The sequence below is a fragment of the Sphingobacterium sp. SYP-B4668 genome (assembly GCF_027627455.1).
GTDB lineage: Bacteria > Bacteroidota > Bacteroidia > Sphingobacteriales > Sphingobacteriaceae > Sphingobacterium.
In genome coordinates, this window is the sequence record NZ_CP115483.1 from 515,787 (window position 1) to 534,130 (window position 18,344).

Below are 18,344 nucleotides of genomic sequence, written 5' to 3' on the forward strand. Positions count from 1 at the left end.
CCTATATTTATCTGTATTTTTGTAAGCTATGACTAAAAAAGTAACCAAAGGAATTCTACTGGTTCAATTAGGGACACCTGATACGCCTAGTACTCCAGATGTTCGTAAATATTTAATTGAGTTTTTAATGGATGGGCGGGTGATGGATATTCCGTATATCAACCGTACATTATTGGTGAAAGGTATTATTGCGCCTACACGAGCACCAAAGTCGGCAAAAGTCTACGAAACAATATGGGACAAAGAAACCGGTTCGCCGCTCATGTACTATAGTCTGTTGCAAAAAGAACTACTTCAGCAAGAACTCGGGGATGATTATCATGTAGAGTTGGCTATGCGCTATCAGAATCCATCTATTGAACAAGCACTTAAGAATATGGAAGGTATGCTATTAGATTCTATTCGTGTGATTCCGCTTTTTCCACAGTATGCATCTGCAACAACAGGGTCGGTAATTGATAGAGTCATGGAGCTGATGAGGACTTGGCAGTATTTTCCTGAAGTGAGCTTCGTAAATAGTTATTGTGATCATCCATTAATGATTGACGTAATTGCAGACAATGCCAAGATACATGATTTGACCAAATACGACCATTATTTATTCAGCTATCACGGTCTGCCCGTTAGACAGCTTGGTAAGGTCGATCCCAGCGGCCAATTAAACTGCCCTCAAAATGGATGTGAGTCCTGTCGGATGGAATCGAAGCCTTATTGCTATCTCTCACAGTGCTATGCAACTTCCAGGGCGATTGTCAACAAATTGGGCTTGAAGGAAGGTAGTTACACTGTCTGTTTTCAATCCCGTCTGGGTAAAACGCCTTGGATACAACCCTACACCTCTGACGCTTTACATGATTTGGCAAAGAGAGGAATCAAAAAATTATTGGTATTTAGTCCAGCATTTGTGGCAGATTGTATCGAGACCTTGGATGAAATCAGTGTGGAGTATGCACATGAATTTAAAGCAGCCGGAGGCGAAGAGGTACAATTGGTTGAAAGCTTGAATGACAATCCAAAGTGGATTGAGACGCTGAAGAGCCTAGCCCTAAATAACAAAAACTAAAACATGACTAGATGTTAATTATTAATTCCATTATACTGTTTGTACTCGATTTTTATATTTTTTTCGCATTAAGAGCGACAAAAATTAGATTTGTACACAAAAAATGGTTCCCCTATCTATGGTGGACGTATTCTGCCCTATTGTTGACGGGTGTCTTTATCGGAATGAAATTCAATATTCCATTGATGTACCGGTCTATTATTTTAGTCGCATTTTTCTTGACTGCCACTTGCAAATTTTTCTTTTTCCTTATTATCCTGATCGATGATATACGTAGGGGGGGAGTGTGGATAGCACGTTTGTTCAAACCGAGACGGAAGCATCAGTCAGTCGAATCTAAAATAGAAGAATTAGAAGAGCCTTTACCAGAAAAGCCCGTAAAAGGGATTTCACGATCTGAATTTTTAATGAAGTCTGGAATAGTCATTGCTTCGCTACCCCTATTGCCATTGGGCTGGGGAGTAGTCTCTAGTGCATATGACTATAGAATCAGAAGAAAGAAATTATATCTTCCCGAATTGCCAGCGTCATTTCACGGTATGCGTATAGCACAGATATCTGATGTCCATTCAGGCAGTTTTTACAACAAAAAAGCCGTATTGGGAGGAATAGAGATGATTCTCGGGGAAAAACCCGATGCAATATTTTTTACCGGAGATCTTGTAAACAATGTGGCAAGCGAGATGCGTGATTATCAGGATATTTTTGCCAAATTGAAAGCTGATTTGGGGGTGTTTTCTACACTAGGTAATCATGATTACGGAGATTATTATTACGGTAAGGAAGATTCTCCCGCCAAAAGGAAGAATCTAGCTGACGTAATAGATACGCATAAGGTAATGGGCTGGGATCTTCTTATGGATGAAAATCGCACTCTTAAAGTCGACAAGGAAGAGATTTCTATTGTGGGTGTCCAGAATTGGGGTACAGGTAGATTTCCGAAGAAAGGAGACTTGAAGAAAGCTCTTATGGGGACTGAAGACAAACCTGTCAAACTTTTGCTTTCACATGACCCTTCGCATTGGAGGGCCGAAGTCTTAGATACAGACATCGATGTGATGTTTGCCGGACATACTCATGGGATGCAGTTTGGTGTCCGTACGGAAAACTTCCAATGGAGCCCTGCTAAGTATATCTACAAGGAATGGGCTGGTTTATACAAAGAGAAAAATAATAAACAATTGTATGTCAATGTGGGCTATGGCTTTTTAGGATATCCGGGCCGTGTAGGAATTTTGCCCGAGATTACGATATTTGAACTTATAAAAGGTCCTAGGCCTCTAGTCTAACCCGTTCGATTAACGAGGCTAGAAGACTCTCCTTGTTATTTTAGACATAGAGAAGATATTCAGTGTCTAAAAACTTGGTAGGGGTGAATGGGAAATACAGATATTGAATGATATGAGTCGGTTATCGACTCATATCTCTCAACAGTTCCAGTGCAGCACCTACCGTATATATATTCTCAAACGCAATTCGTAACTGTCCCTTGATTTCTTTAAGATTGCAAATAGTCGGGTTGCGCTGTGCAAAAGCAATTACCTTTCCGAATTGATCCGATTCATAATACGACGACTTAGGATTATTAACAAAGAATCCTTTCAAAGTATTTTTCTTGTAGGAAATTTTTTCAAGCCCTATCTGTTTCCCAAACCACTGTAGTCTGATTGTGTTAAAGAGTTCAAATACCTCGTGTGGAATAGGACCAAATCTATCCTCCATTGACTTTGCAAAGGACACTAACTGTTCTTCGTTTTCAATCTTAGACAGCTCCGTATATAGATTATAGCGTTCGGAGATATTGGTTACATATTCATCAGGAATCAGGACTTCCAGATCGGTGTCAATTTGTGTAAATGTGACATACTTACGCTCCTGCTCATCTGCGAATAATTCCGTGAATTCGTCTTCTTTCAATTCTTGGATAGCCTCATCAAGAATTTTATGGTACATCTCAAATCCGATTTCGGCAATGAAGCCGGATTGTTCGGCTCCAAGTAAATTTCCCGAACCCCGTATGTCTAAATCACGCATGGCAACATTGAATCCTGATCCCAGTTCTGAGAATTCTTCTATAGCCGATAATCTTTTGTAGGCTTCAGGTGTCAAAGTGGACAGTGGCGGACTCAGTAGATAGCAGAAGGCCTTTTTATTAGATCGACCAACTCGTCCACGCATTTGGTGAAGGTCACTCAAGCCAAACATGTGCGCATGATTGATAATAATAGTGTTGGCATTGGGTATGTCCAAGCCCGCTTCAATAATCGTTGTAGCTACCAATACATCATATTCATGATTGATGAATTTGAGCATCACATCTTCAAGGTCATCCCCCTCCAACTGCCCGTGTGCTACTCCAACACGCGATCCGGGCACGAGTTTTTGAATCATGGCCCCAAGTTGTTTCAGATCAGCTACCCTATTATGGATAAAGAATACCTGACCATTTCTATCCAGTTCATAACTTACGGCTTCTTGAATCAAGGTTTCATTGAAAACGTGAAGCTCTGTTTGTACCGGTTGTCGATTGGGTGGTGGTGTAGATATGATACTAAGGTCACGCGCGCCCATCAAGGAGAAGTGTAATGTTCGTGGTATAGGTGTTGCCGTCAGCGTTAGCGAGTCTACATTCGCACGCATCACCTTCAGTTTTTCCTTGACCGATACTCCGAATTTTTGCTCCTCATCGATAATCATCAATCCCAAGTCTTTGAATTTGACATCTTTACTCACCAGTCTATGGGTGCCGATGATGATGTCTAACTTTCCTTCGGCCAGTCTAGCCAGGGTGTCTTTAATCTGTTTACTTGTCTTGAATCGGTTGATGTAATCAATATTGCAGGGTAGGCCCTCTAACCTTTCCGTAAATGTACGGTAATGTTGCAGTGCCAATATGGTGGTAGGGACTAGTATAGCGACCTGTTTACTATCAGCAACAGCTTTGAAAGCAGCCCGTACAGCAATCTCGGTCTTACCAAACCCCACATCTCCACAAATAAGTCTGTCCATCGGATGAGGTGACTCCATATCCTTCTTGACGTCAGTCGTTGCCTTTTCTTGGTCTGGTGTATCTTCGTAGATAAAGGACGCCTCTAATTCATTCTGTAGATAGGTGTCTGGGCTGAAGGCATTACCCGTCTGTGCCTTGCGTTTTGCATATAGCTGAATCAGATCTCGTGCTATATCTTTGACTTTCCGTTTTGTAGTTCTCTTTAGCTTGTCCCAAGCATCAGTCCCCAATTTATTCATTTTCGGAACTGTTCCTTCCTTTCCCGAATATTTGGAAATACGATTCAGCGAGTTGATGTTCACATACAGTAGGTCATTGTCCGCATATACTAGACGTATCATCTCTTGCGACTTTCCATTGACATCTACCTTTTCGAGGCCGGCATACTTGCCAACTCCATGATCTATATGGGTAATATAATCTCCCGGTTTTAAATCCCGGAGTTCTTTGAGCGTAATGGCTTGCGTACGTTCATAACCCTTTTTGCGCTTATATTTGTAATAGCGGTCAAATATCTGATGATCTGTATAGCAGGCCAACTGCAATTCATCATCCCGGAAACCCTCTCGTAGTGCTTTATTGAGAGGTATGAAAGACACCCCTTTGTCCAAATCTTCTAGAATGCTATATATTCGCTCGATTTGTTTGGGCGAATCCGAGAAAATTAAATTCTGGATACCTGCTTTTTCGTTCTCCTTGAAATTGTGGATGAGCAGGTTGAAGTCTTTATTGAAAGAAGGTTGAGGGTGTATGTCAAATTTTATAATCTCATCAGGCTTATAATAAAACTGCTTACCGAATTCTACAAGTGGAAAATCTTGAAGCATCGCACTGACAGTCCTCTCGTCCGTAAGCCCATAAGCTGGATTAATCCATTCCGGATTTTGCGTTCGTTCTTTTTCTGTAAGAGCTTTCCAGAATTGATCAGCCTTCTTATACCCATCCTTAATGATATCCATCATGAACTGGACATCCTTGATCCAAATGACCGAATCGCTGTCTATATATTCCAGCAAAGAGATATTTTGAGTGGTAAGAAATTTGGCTTGCACATTCGGGACTATTGTGACCTTATGTATCTTATGGACGGATAGCTGGTCTTCGATACTAAAGGTGCGGATACTCTCGATGTCATCTCCAAAAAACTCAATCCTATACGGAAGGTCATTGGAGAATGAAAAAATATCAACAATACCTCCTCGGATCGCAAATTGCCCAGGCTCATAAACAAAATCTACTCTTTCAAAATCGTACTCTGATAAGAATTCATTGATGAAGTCAATAGAAAGCTTGCTGTGTTGATTGATTTCAAGTGTGTTTTTTTGAAGGTCCTCCCTATTGATTACTTTTTCGGCCACTGCCTCTGGGTAGGTGACCACCATTTTTGGGAGTTCAGAGGTATGGTTGAGTGCGCTTAATGTTTCAGCCCGTTGCAAGACGTGAGCGGCGTCCAATTGTGTGAAATCAAATGCTTTCCGGTAGGATGTGGGAAAGAATAAAATCTGTTTATCCAGAAGGCTCTCTAAGTCACTCAAAAAATAAGATGCTTCTTCATGGGTGGATAAGATAAATAAATACGGGCGTTCTTGTAGACAGTATGAAGAGGTCGCTACGACAGCATCTGACGCACCAATAAGACCTTTTAAATGAACTTTCGGATTTTTAGCTTGAATGGCTTTAGTCAAAGCTTGAGTATGTCCACTTTGACCATATTTATTTAATATTTCTTGAATTCCCACGCGTAAACATTTTTTTGGACTTTGCGAAGTTACTCAAAATGTGGGGGTCAAGCAATATTTATGCCCGCGAGATTGAGTTTTTACACCCCATTGCTAATCCCTTTTTTCTCATCCGTACGGTCATATACCCCTGATATATATATTGAGGAAGCTAGAGCTCGGTTTGGAGCTTGAGTTCTTTTATATAGGACTGCAAGGCATGTTGTGATGCAAAGTCGAGAATGATTTGTAGACGAGATTTGAAGTCGAATTGTAGATCCTCGTGTAGCTTGTCATACTTTCCCATCACATGCTTAATACGTCCAGCAATGTATTTATGAAGCTTGTGTGCCGACGATTGGTAGGAAGATTCGAAGAGCCGAGGGTAGTCCTTTAACGATCGCTCTAAAATATAAATGCGAAAATCCAATTCACTTACTTTGTCTTTTGTGACCTTTTCGTGCTCATTGACCATGCCACTAGCTTGTTTGATTAATCTGTTCAACCCGGTAAAGTTGCTAAAGTTAGGGCTGTTGTCTACTTGAGAGTGGCCTATATTAAAGACGTTGGAGAGTTGTTCCTTGAGTTTTTCTATCCTATTTTCAAGGTCGTACTCGTCTTCGAGTAATTGAAAGTGAAGTTGTTTGACCAGCATCTTATCTTTACTGATCAGACGGACCAAGAGTTTATCCTTTTCTTTTAGAGGAAGACCTAGGACGGCTTGTTTGAGTTCGGGATCTTGATGTAACGACATGTTTATAAAGATAGATATAATCGCAATATCGAATGGTACTTTTTATACATAAGTAAATAGTACCATTAAAAGATTGTTTAGCACCACTGTTGCAGTAATATTCGTGTTAACTTTGTAACGTTATGGCAATACATATCCCCGTTTTAGATCAATGTGTGCTTTCGCACAATCATGAAGGAGTCCTTCTGGTAGAAGACTTGGCTTCTTATTTGGACCGAAACAGCCATCTTGAATTTCCACATCGGCATAATTTTTATCAGATGCTCTTGTTTACGAAAGGGGCAGGGACACACAGTATCGATTTCGAGAAATTTAAGATTACGCCCTGGCAGATTTATTTCATGCTCCCGGGACAGATACACCGCTGGGATTTTGAAGGAGAGATGCAAGGTTATATTGTCAATTTTCAACCTGATTTCTTTAAGACTTTCCTGTTACGGCCGGATTTGCTCAATCAATTCCCATTTCTATCTGGTATGGCCAAGGAACAAGTCTTTCAGATTCGGGAGCAACAGCAGGCTGACGTCCTATCAATCATGGGCCGGTTGATATCCAATAGGGATTTAGATTTTTCAAGAGTAGGTCTTTTGTATCTGTTCAAAATATTAGACCAACAATTAGACCATGTCGAATCCGGGTCTGTTACGGATTACAACTATATGCTATTGCGAAATTTTCAAAACCTCATCGAGCATAACTACCAAACAATGCGGTTGCCCAAAGAATATGCAACCTTACTGTATATTACTCCTAATCATCTGAATGCTTTGTCCAAACAGTATTTGGGAGCATCTGCAGGCGAGATTATCCGCAATAGGGTACTACTCGAAGCAAAGCGTCTATTGGTTATTAAGGATTACTCCATTAGTACAATAGCATACGAACTCAACTTTAATGATAATTCGTATTTCACCAAATTCTTTAAAAAGATTGAAGGGATTACACCGGAGGAGTTTAGAAGGAGATACGCATATAACGGTGCCGAGAGGTGAAAAAAATAAGTTGCAAGGTATGCTATCTGCGAACGTTCCTGTCGACAAAATCAGCCGCATGAAAAGAGCAGAACAATCTAATAAAGCTCACGTATAAGTAAACAATTTATTCTGATGGAAAATAAATATAAAATATCTGAATTTAAAAGCGCGTTGGACGGTAAATGTCCACGCTGCCGCAAAGGAGATTTATTTGCAGCCCCTCTCTTCAGTCTGAAGTCAAAGAAAATGCATCAAACCTGTCCAAATTGCGGATTGAAATTTGAAAAAGAACCTGGATATTTCTATGTCTCCATGTTTATCAGCTATGCTTTTAATGTGGCACAGTTGGTGACGGCTTGTGTAGCAACATATATTTTGACCGATAACCTTGAGTCGCCTTGGTTATACCTAGCAGTCTGTACGATCGTTTCTTTGTTAATGGCCCCATTCAATTATAGATATTCGAGGGTAGTATTGCTTTATTGGATGACGCCTGCTTTTAAATACAGGCCCGATTTGTATGGGTAATCCGGCAATGGTTTATGTATTTAAAAAAATTTGAACTTAATTTCTTGTAAAAAACAGCTTTAATCTATATTTAATTGATAATTTTGAGACGCTAATTGAATTTTTAATTTGCTCAGATGGGCAAGTATAAGTCGGTTCGTTAACTTCTTTGGGTGTGAGATTGTTTTTTCTTTTTTTTATGTGCTACTCCACAGTGCTTTGTGGTGCTTCGGAATCTGTAGAGCTGCATGCGAATGCCAATCGTAAACAGCGATTTGAGTCCGTGGTGCTCCAGGAAAGAGAATTCGGGAGCGACACTGCGAGGCTCAAAGAGTATTTACAACCCATTTTGGAGAATGCGAAGAGAGATGAAGATTCTGAAATGTTTGTCATGTACTACGGCATGCTCGCAAATGGTTATGGTACGGCCTATGACCGTGTGAATTCTAAAAGTAATCTATTACATCGGAAAGCGATTACAATCGCAACCCAGAAGGAACATAAGGAAGCACGCATTTGGGCATTGATTAATTATGGATATTATCTCTACCATTTTAGGGATATGGCCAGCGCACTTCCTATTTTCATGCAAGCAGTTGAAGCTATTCAAACTGTCCCCATCGATAAATTATATGTACCCTGTGAGTCACTCAAAAAAGTAGGTTTTTTCTTTGGGACCATCGGGGACAATGAAGAGGCCATTAGGTTTTTGAAAATGGCGCAAAGCCAAATTACCCATGAATCATCCGAATTAGCCGCAATTTTGGACAATCTGGGACTGTATGCATTAAATGCGAAAGATACCATAGCTGCTGAACAATATTTTAACCAAGCTATTGCGCTATCCAAAAAGATACATGATGAGGTTCGATTGGGAAAAGCGTTAGGCAACATGGCTTTGATTTTACAAAACAAAGGAAAGGTAGAGGAGGCAATTCAATTCGTGAAGGAAGACATTGGTTATTCAGAGTTGCATCAAAGCGACCAGAATACCATGTATGCATTGATTTTAATCGCTCGGCTCTATCTGCAAAAAGGCGATGTATTAGCGGCTCAACAAGCCGTGATTAAGGCCCAAAAATATGCAGTTACCAAATCCTATTTCAAAAGCTCTGAATTTGAAATCATGGAACTGAAATTGAATATTGCTCTCCTGCAAAAAGATGAAACTGGAGAGTTGTTAGCCAGGAGAAGAATGAGTGTCTTGGGCGATTCGTTGAAATTTTCAGATGGGGACCTGATGTTGAAGCAAACTAAATTGCTAGCGCAGAAAGAAAGGTACACGCATAAAATCGAATTGGAGCGACAAAGATATGAAAAAGAGCGATTTAAAAAATGGACCTATTTAGGATTGGTCATTATTTTGATCTTTATTATATTTTTGATTTTTAACACTTTTCAAAGAAAGATAAAAGTCAAGCAGCACAACTACGAAAAGATGACACTGAAGTTGAAGGTTGAACAGATGGAGTCGCATCAAAAGTTGTTGAGGGCCAATGAGACAATGGATTCTTATCGCAGTTATCTAGCAGAAAAAAATGAGCAAATCGATAGATTGAATCAGGAAATCCAACAGATTGGTGTCTCAGATTCTCCCTACCTATCTACACATAAAGGGCAACTGCAGTCTCTTTTAGATTCACACTTAATGACCGATGAGAATTGGGAGGCCTTTAAGGTCGCATTTGAAAAAGAACATGCTGATTTTTTAGAACAATTGATTTCAGACTATCCCGAATTGACAGAGTCGCACAAACGGATTGTCTTATTGCTGAAGCTTGGCCTCTCTAATAAAGAGATGTCAAATCTCTTAGGAGTAACCGTAGACGCTATAAAAAAGTCAAGACAGCGGCTTCGCAAAAAGCTGGGCGCAAAGTCTGAAGAGCTCTTTAACATCGTGTTTGATAAGACAAATACTGACAATGTGTAAGAAGCTATCTTTCTACCACTGCTAAAGTGTAGTAGAAAGATAGCATACTGCATTTATCCCATCGGATGATCTTTTAGATATTTCTCCCAATTCCAAGCACTTTCCATCATTTCGTCTATTCCTAGTTCTGCCTTCCAACCCAACTGTTGGGCTGATTTGTTGACATCTCCCCATACTTTGATGATGTCTCCTTCTCTGCGTGGTCCGACCACATAGTTCAATTTCTCACCAGATGATTTTTCAAAAGCTTTAATGGCTTCTAATACAGAATATCCGATTCCAGTACCCACATTAAAGACATCGTACTTACCATTCGGATTTCCCTTTTCCAAAAGCTGAATAGCCGCTACGTGTGCTTTGGCTAAGTCCACTACGTGGATGTAATCCCGTACACATGATCCATCGGGAGTATCATAGTCACCGCCGAATACCGTAAGCTGCTCTCTTTTTCCAATTGCTGTCTGTGTGATAAAAGGTAGTAAGTTTTGCGGTACACCAATAGGCAACTCTCCAATTAGAGCAGTTTCATGAGCACCTACGGGATTGAAATAACGTAAGGCTATAATGTTGTAGTTGTCATACGCGCTCGCGGTTTCTTCCAAGATCTCCTCTGCAATTTGTTTCGTATTGCCATAAGGAGAAGTAGCTCTTTTTACCGGAGCAGATTCGGTGACAGGTAGCGCATCAGGTTCGCCATATACTGTACAACTAGAAGAGAAAACAAAATTGACAGGACGTTCACGATAAGCGTTCAGTAAGTTAATAAGCGAAAAAAAGTTGTTGTGGTAATACTTCAATGGATTTGCGACAGATTCGCCAACAGCTTTTGAAGCAGCAAAGTGAATAATACCCTTGATATCAGGATTTGCATGTACAAATGCAGTTACCTTAGCATCATCACAAAGATCAAACTCATGAAATTCGGGTTTAATACCAATAATTTTTTCAATCTGCTCCAAAATATGGATACTCGAATTGGACAGATTGTCTACGATGACGGGAGTGTACCCTGCGTTAAATAATTCGACTACGGTGTGCGAACCAATATATCCTGTTCCGCCTGTTACAAGTATTTTGCTCATTATCTATGGTTATAGTATTTAAAATCTTTATGTTCTAATGCTGTTATGGGCAATGTTCGATAGTACTCTATGGTCCTTTCCAACCCCTCTTTTCGAGATACACGAGGTTCCCAATCCAACAATCGTTTTGCTTTGCTGATATCCGGACGTCTTTGTTTAGGATCTTCTGTCGGAAGTTCTTGATACCGTATCTTAGACTTACTTTGCGTGATTTCAATAATCTCTTTTGCAAGTTGATTCAAGTTTATTTCATCAGGATTACCAATGTTTATAGGCGTTGAGCAATCTCCATGTAAGACGTTAAAAATACCCTCAACTTGGTCACTGACGTAGCAAAAAGAACGAGTTTGCAACCCGTTTCCAAATAGAGTGAGATCCTCACCACGTAACGCCTGCGCGATGAAAGTGGGGATTGCACGACCATCATTGAGCCGCATCCTTGAACCAAATGTGTTGAATATCCGAACAATACGTGTCTCTAGCTGATGAAAATTATGATAAGCCGTCGTCATTGCCTCTTGGAATCGCTTTGCTTCGTCGTACACACCACGAGGACCAACAGGATTAACATTTCCCCAATAATCTTCGGATTGAGGACTTACGTTTGGGTCGCCGTAGATTTCGGACGTCGAAGCCACCAAGATTCGTGCAGATTTGGCTCGTGCCAGCCCAAGCAGATTATGTGTGCCCAATGAACCTACTTTTAATGTTTGGATCGGAATTTTGAGATAGTCTATGGGACTTGCGGGAGACGCAAAGTGAAGAACGTAGTCGAGATGTCCAGGTACGTGTACAAATTTGGAAACATCATGATTATAGAACTCAAAGTTCTCCAATTTGAACAAATGTGCGATATTCTGCAGATCCCCAGTAATTAAATTGTCCATGCCAATGACATGATAATCTTCAAGAATAAATCGATCACAAAGATGAGAACCTAAGAAACCTGCGGCTCCAGTTATCAAAATTCGTTTACGATGCTTATTTTCCACTTCTATCCTCTAATTTAGAAAGGGTTTGATATCTTTGACGAAGATAAGCAATAATTTGCGAACATGCGTCTAATCTACTCCCTCGGAATACTTCTTTATGGCCTATTGTTGAGGCTGATTGCTCCTTTTTACCCCAAAGCAAAGCTGTGGGTCGACGGTCGTAAACATTGGTATGACCGCATGAGTCAAACGGTTGAATTGGGGCAAAAACACATTTGGTTCCATTTCGCTTCGCTCGGCGAATTTGAACAGGGGAGAGCGTTACTAGAGGAAATTAAAAAAAAATATCCTGCAAAAAAAATCGTGATTACTTTTTACTCCCCATCAGGGTACGAAATCCGTAAGAACACCAATTTAGCAGATTATGTATATTACTTACCTGAAGACACGGCTCAGAATGCAGTCAAATTTATTGAACTGATAAATCCTGAGTTTGTCGTCTTTACCAAATACGAATATTGGTATTATTTCTTTAGAGAACTTGGACGACGGGACATTCCCTTGCTCATGATTTCAGCTATTTTCAGACCCGAGCAGATTTTCTTTCAACCGTACGGCGGATTTTTTAGAAAGATATTGGACCACGTGTCTTATTTTTTTGTACAGAATGAGGAAAGTTTACACCTCCTCAAGGAAAATGGTATACGTCACGTAGGAATAACCGGTGATACCCGTTTTGACAGGGTCGTGCAGCTCCCCGAGTCGTATCAAAGCATCAAAGAGGTAGGAGATTTTATTGGCAATAAGAAGGTATTGGTAGCTGGAAGTACATGGCCGCAGGACGAAGTACTGCTTCGAGACCTAGTCGCACGATACCCCGAATGGAAATTGATTATTGCTCCACATGAAATCCATGAAGCCCATCTTTCTTCCATTACGAACCTATTTCCGCAAGCCTTGCGGTTTTCAGATTTTGCTCAATATGATAATCAGCAGGTCAAGCTTGCTCAGGTATTGGTGATAGATAATATTGGTATGCTGTCATCCCTATATGCTTATGCGAATATTGCTTTTATCGGTGGTGGCTTTGGAGCGGGTATACACAATACCTTGGAAGCGGCAACCTACGGCTTACCAGTTATTTTTGGACCTAAATATCAAAAGTTTCAGGAAGCTAAGGATTTGATAGAAGAAGGTGCTGGGTTTTCCATTGCAAGTAGCGAAGAGTTTGTTCGTGTCTTTCAGGCCTTACAAAATCGGGATAAATATATAAAAGCAAAAAATCAGGCAAAAGACTATGTAAGAGGTCGTGCAGGAGCTACGGCTATTATTATGAAATATCTAGTTTGTAAAAAATTGCTTTAAGAAACTTGTGGAAGCAATGTTAATCTCACTTTCGCATATTAAAAAGTAAACCCACTCCATGTCTGGAGCGGGTGCATACTAAACTAAACATAAAAACAAATTCTTATTCGTCCCGTAAGCTCTCCACCGGATTCTGACGGATAGCGCGTATCGCCTGTATACTCGTCGTGACTAATGCGACGATAATGCATGCAATACCTGCCAAAGCAAAATCCCAAGGAGTGAGGTCTATTCGAAAAGTAAACTCTTTTAGCCAATTATTCATAAAATAATACGCAATTGGTGAGGCAATTAGAGAAGCAATCACTACGAGCCAAATATAGTCCTTGGTCAACAATCCAAAGAGTTCGATATCTCGAGCACCCATGATTTTTCGGATTCCGATTTCTTTTGTCCGTTGGTACGATGTCAGAGTAATCAAACCGAATAAACCAATACAGCTAATCATGAGTGTGACAGCGGTAGACGTGTTGATGAGTTTGGCTGTTCGGGTATAGGACTCGTACATTTCTTCAACATGCTGGTCGTAAAATTTATATTCAAATGTTTTTTTGGGATACAGATTTTTCCATTCCGTCTCCATAATCTGGATTGCCCTGGTCCAATTTGCCTTGTTAGGGTCGGAGAGTTTTACACTAATATTTTTTAAATCATCCTTTTCTCGATAATAGAATGCCATCGGCGCAATTTCGCTTCTGAAATCATTTTGATTGAAATTTTTCACTACTCCAATTATACGTAGGTCAACTCTTTTTTCAGAACTCTCTTTTTTCTCTACTACCTGACCAAGAGCGGCTTGAGCTGATTCGAATCCCATTGTAAGCACCGCTTTCTCATTAATAAGAATATGCGTAGAACTATCATTGAGCTGAAGAAATTTTTCTCCGGCCAACAATTTAATATCATAAAGGTCGAAGTAGTTTTCGTCGATAAATTTATTTTCGATATTAAATGTCACTTCCCCAGTATCCAATGTCCGATATAATCGAGTAGACCACATTGAATTGTCAAAGGGGATTTGGCCAAGAGACACCATTGAAAACTCTGGATGCTTTTGCAGTGCTTGGCGATAAACACGTGCGTCCTTATTGTCCTTTTCGGATAGACCTGAAGGTAAACTTTGGATAATTACCGCATTATGGTTAAATCCTAAGTCTGCATGGAAGGCATAATGTAGCTGTTTCGCAATGATTAAGGTACAAATGACGAATAGTTGCGCAATGGTAAATTGAAATACGATGAGCACTTTTCGGAGGCCAGTCTTTTGCTTACTGTTGACCTGTTGAGATTTGAGTGTCTTTACAATACTTACTTTTGTGCTCAACCATGCGGGGTACAATCCGTTAATTAGGGAAAGCAGTATAAGTAAGGCAAGTGCAAATACAATGATTTCACCCATACTTAAAAAGTCGCCGATATCTTTAGGGATTATTTCCTTGAAATTTTCATTAAAGAATTGAGTCAAGGGAATGGCTAGTACAAATGCTCCCAAAAGGATTAGAATGGTTTCTACAAAAAAGGATTGGATAATCCCAGATGAATCTGCGCCTAGGGATTTTTGGATACCGATGAGTTTGGCCCGCTTCGACATTTGGGCGGTAGTCAAATTGATATAGTTAATACTTGCTAATGCAATAAGAAATACTGCTATACTTAATAAGATATATAATACTGCTCTGTCAGTCGTATGAGAGCTATTGTTTGCGGAGGGAGTGAAGTGTTTTTCATCAAGAGGCAGTAGATCGAACCATGTTTTGAATTTATAAGTTTTTTGAGCTTCTGCGGTTTCTTGGTCGATTTTTTTATTGATAGCGGAGAGCAGAGCCGCTTTCGTTTTATCGTTACTGATTTTGATATATAGTTGATGAGCGGAGTTGCGAGAATCCCAATCCGTACTAGTCCTATCTTTTTCTGGAATGGGGAAAAATTCTTTACCGTTAAAGCTGGATGGAAAATGGAGGTCCTCGATGATACCTGTTACTGTATAGAGTAAGCTATCATTATAAGTTATAGTTTGACCGATGATATCCTGAGGAGCCGTGTTGTTAAAGTACAACTTAGCCCGAGATTCGGTCAGCACTACTTCATTCGGCGTGGTAAATACCGTTTTTTTATTACCAGCGAGCCAACGGTAAGGTACCAGATCGAAATAAGAGGTCGTTGTAGACATTAAGTTGGTTGGACTTTCCAAATGATTTTCCTGTACTTCATTTGTTTTTACCTTGTTGAAGTATCGCATATGTAGGGGGACAATGAGGTCAGTCTCGCTACGTTCGTTTTCCAAAAATGAGGCAATAGGTAGTTGGATACCACCAAAGTAACTTTCTTTCCCCTCGAAAAAAGAATAAGATAGCACCTGATAGATTTTATTTTTGTCGGGATGTTCTCGGTCATATTTGAGTTCGTAATCCACGATACGGGCTATTGAGAAGCAGCCTGCTATACCGATCGCCAATCCCATTATATGGAGAAAGGTAAACAGTTTTTGTTTCCAGAGCTGTCGAAGGGATAATTTGATGGACAACCAATTCATAATTTTTGTGTGTAGTAAGTTAAATCTTTATGTATCTCTTAAACCGTGGAGATATAACGTGATAAATGAAAGGTGCTATTCGTTTCTTAAACTAGCAACAGGATTGGTATTCGCTATTTTAATTGCCTGAAAGCTGACTGTCAGGACCGTCACGAACAAACCAATGAGAGCTGCAAAAGCGAAAAACTCCCATTTGATATCTATTCTATAGGCAAAATCTTGTAACCATTTTTGCATTACCCACCAAGATAATGGGGTGACAATCACCAATGCTACCATTAAAAGTTTTAGAAAATCAATAGAGACAAGTTTGACGATGGAGAGCATAGATGCACCAAGTATTTTACGTATTCCTATTTCTTTCACCCTTCTTTGAATGACTAGAGATGAAAGCGCAAATAGCCCCAAGCCCGATACCAGTATTGTTGCAATGGAAAATATCGTCAAGATTTTGAGCGTCCGCTCTTCGGCTTTGTATAATGCATTGTATTCTTCATCTAAAAAATGATATTCGAATGGCTTGTCTTTGCTGAATTTTTTCCATTCATGCTCAATTTGGGTGACTGTATTTTTAAGTTCCTTTGTATCCTTTACATTGACGAATAGTTTACCAAACCAATTATATTCAAGGAAGATGACAATGGGACTTATTTTCTCATGGAGAGAGGAAAAATTAAAATCTTTGGATATGGCCTTAATTTTTCCTTTTCTTCCGTTAAGATTGACAGGTTTACCGATGGCTTCTTGTGCTCCCCATCCTAATTCCTGTAAGGTATTTTCATTAATGACAAAGCTGTACTCTGGTTCGATATCCGTTGAGTGTGTTCGTACAGCGTCCCCTTCTGTAAATCCTTCCCCAGCAGCTAATTTAATGTCGAAAACAGATAGAAAGTCCTTTTCTACTGGAATGCCAGTTACGTTGACCGATCTCTTGCCGGATGTGCCTTCTGCGTCCAACGTATAGCCGCCCATTACCTTTATCGGAGAATCATAAGAAGCGGTTACACCGCTGACATTATCATTATTCGCAACGACATTTTTTAAAGACAGAAGATTAGGAATAGATAAATTTGAAGCATCTAAAACCAAGATTTTGGAACGGGCAATTCCCGTATCCTTTGACTGTAAATAGCGCATTTGCCCATCCACGATTAAAGTCGAAATAATAAATAATAATGCGAGTCCAAATTGGAAAACAACCAATCCTCTGCTCAACAGGGCACCTCGCGAACTCCTATGGATTTTGCCTTTTAAACTATCTGTCGGTTTTATGGACGACAGAGCCCATGCCGGAGCACCCCCTGCTATTAAAGAAATGATTAGGAATAGTATAGCAAGGGTCGCTATGAACCACCCTCCCTTCCATATTTCTAAACTAAGTTGAATATCAGTGTAACTATTGAATAGCGGAATCAACAAAACCGCTCCAATAGTGCCAATGATGAGACCAAGGGTGGAAGTAAAGATTGATTCTATTACAAATTGACCGAAAATATAATGTCTAGATGCCCCAATAACCTTTCGGATACCAATTTCATGTGCTCTCTCTGTCGATTTTGTCATCACGAGGTTCCCAAAATTGATACAGGCGATTAGCAATATTGAACAGGCAAGAATAGATAGTATGTAGAGGTATACGGGCTTGGGACCTCCCATTTGTGCAACATGTAATCTGACATCGGTCAGCTTCTCTAATGGAAATTTAACCTCGTAGCCAGCAGCAATCTCATCCGCAAATTGCTTCTTTAAATATGCGTCTATCTTTGTTTGAACGAGGGCGATATCATCAGGAGACTTAAGTAGGAAATACGAAATATCGTTGGCTTGGCCCCAAGAAGTTTCTTTGAAGCGAGATAGCGCATGATAAGGACCTAGTATGTTAAATTGGATTTGAGAATAGGAGGGGATGTCTCGTATGACGCCTGCAATTTTCCAAGGTTTGTCATTCATGGTCAAGCTTTCTCCCAAAGGCTCTGCATCTCCAAAATAACGTTTAGCAGTAGATTCAGTGATGACGATAGAGCTAGGGTCCTTAAGGGCAAGTGTAGCATCTCCCTTTACAAATTCGAAACTGAAGATATCAAATATCGTTTCATCAGCAAAACAAAGACCGCCCTCATTGAGTACATGACCCTTATACGTTACCGGCACAGTTTGGTCTTTGTCACCTAGTTTGTAAATTCTAATTCCATCCTCTATTTCCGGAAATTGCTCTTTGAATGCCGGTACGGCAGCATTGGGTGTCCAAGCAGACTCAATGAAAGTTGGAGTGGAAGGGGCTCTGTAGCCAAAGGACATATAAACAATACGATCTGCTTTACTATGGAAACGGTCGAATCGAAGTTCTTGGATAATATATGTCCCCAGTAAGAAAAAACAGCAAATACCAAGTGCCAAACTTGCAACACTCACTAATGATGTGGTCTTGTTTTTTATGAGATACCGCCAAGCAATTTTAATATATGTCTGGAACATG

At 40.1% G+C, this 18,344-nt stretch carries 12 protein-coding genes; 6 read left to right on the top strand and 6 right to left on the bottom strand.

Annotation, left to right across the window (positions count from 1 at the left end; all coding sequences use genetic code 11):
* Positions 1-28 precede the first annotated feature (28 nt).
* The gene (hemH, locus tag OQ289_RS02150; protein WP_033563524.1) at positions 29-1,063 is read left to right on the top strand and encodes a ferrochelatase; all 1,035 of its coding nucleotides are present in this window, start codon (positions 29-31) and stop codon (positions 1,061-1,063) included.
* Positions 1,064-1,074: 11 nt separating this feature from the next.
* On the top strand, positions 1,075-2,352 hold the full coding sequence (locus tag OQ289_RS02155) for a metallophosphoesterase (protein ID WP_270089232.1): 1,278 nt from the start codon (positions 1,075-1,077) through the stop codon (positions 2,350-2,352).
* Between the two features lie 121 nt (positions 2,353-2,473).
* On the opposite strand, the gene mfd is transcribed toward OQ289_RS02155, so the two are convergent.
* Together mfd and OQ289_RS02165 are read right to left on the bottom strand one after the other, a co-directional pair.
* Positions 2,474-5,812: a transcription-repair coupling factor gene (mfd, locus tag OQ289_RS02160; RefSeq protein WP_270089233.1), complete on the bottom strand. Its 3,339-nt coding sequence runs from the start codon at positions 5,810-5,812 to the stop codon at positions 2,474-2,476.
* 151 nt (positions 5,813-5,963) lie between these two features.
* A complete protein-coding gene (locus tag OQ289_RS02165) occupies positions 5,964-6,545 on the bottom strand; it encodes a hypothetical protein (protein WP_270089234.1) in 582 nt (193 codons plus the stop codon).
* Positions 6,546-6,667: 122 nt separating this feature from the next.
* Between OQ289_RS02165 and OQ289_RS02170 the strand changes: the two genes are divergently transcribed.
* The 3 genes from OQ289_RS02170 to OQ289_RS02180 all read left to right on the top strand — a co-directional run bounded on the left by OQ289_RS02170 (position 6,668) and on the right by OQ289_RS02180 (position 9,956).
* A complete protein-coding gene (locus tag OQ289_RS02170) occupies positions 6,668-7,537 on the top strand; it encodes an AraC family transcriptional regulator (RefSeq protein ID WP_270089235.1) in 870 nt (289 codons plus the stop codon).
* A 114-nt stretch (positions 7,538-7,651) separates the two neighbouring features.
* On the top strand, positions 7,652-8,047 hold the full coding sequence (locus OQ289_RS02175) for a DUF983 domain-containing protein (protein ID WP_270089236.1): 396 nt from the start codon (positions 7,652-7,654) through the stop codon (positions 8,045-8,047).
* A gap of 178 nt (positions 8,048-8,225) precedes the next feature.
* Positions 8,226-9,956, top strand: a complete 1,731-nt coding sequence (locus tag OQ289_RS02180) for a tetratricopeptide repeat protein (RefSeq protein WP_270089237.1) — start codon at positions 8,226-8,228, stop codon at positions 9,954-9,956.
* A 53-nt stretch (positions 9,957-10,009) separates the two neighbouring features.
* On the opposite strand, the gene galE is transcribed toward OQ289_RS02180, so the two are convergent.
* Both galE and OQ289_RS02190 read right to left on the bottom strand, forming a co-directional pair.
* Positions 10,010-11,038 carry a UDP-glucose 4-epimerase GalE gene (gene galE / locus OQ289_RS02185; protein ID WP_270089238.1) on the bottom strand — a complete coding sequence of 343 codons (1,029 nt, stop codon included), beginning with the start codon at positions 11,036-11,038 and terminating at the stop codon, positions 10,010-10,012.
* A complete protein-coding gene (locus OQ289_RS02190; protein ID WP_270089239.1) occupies positions 11,038-12,030 on the bottom strand; it encodes a UDP-glucuronic acid decarboxylase family protein in 993 nt (330 codons plus the stop codon). Before OQ289_RS02190 ends, galE begins: the two co-directional genes overlap by 1 nt.
* 63 nt (positions 12,031-12,093) lie before the next feature.
* Between OQ289_RS02190 and OQ289_RS02195 the strand changes: the two genes are divergently transcribed.
* A complete protein-coding gene (locus OQ289_RS02195) occupies positions 12,094-13,335 on the top strand; it encodes a 3-deoxy-D-manno-octulosonic acid transferase (protein ID WP_270089240.1) in 1,242 nt (413 codons plus the stop codon).
* A gap of 103 nt (positions 13,336-13,438) precedes the next feature.
* On the opposite strand, the gene OQ289_RS02200 is transcribed toward OQ289_RS02195, so the two are convergent.
* Both OQ289_RS02200 and OQ289_RS02205 read right to left on the bottom strand, forming a co-directional pair.
* Complete coding sequence (locus OQ289_RS02200) at positions 13,439-15,868, bottom strand: ABC transporter permease (RefSeq protein WP_270089241.1); 2,430 nt, start codon at positions 15,866-15,868, stop codon at positions 13,439-13,441.
* 75 nt (positions 15,869-15,943) lie between these two features.
* Positions 15,944-18,343, bottom strand: coding sequence for an ABC transporter permease (locus tag OQ289_RS02205; RefSeq protein ID WP_270089242.1), 2,400 nt, complete (start codon positions 18,341-18,343; stop codon positions 15,944-15,946).
* Between the last annotated feature and the right edge of the window lies 1 nt (position 18,344).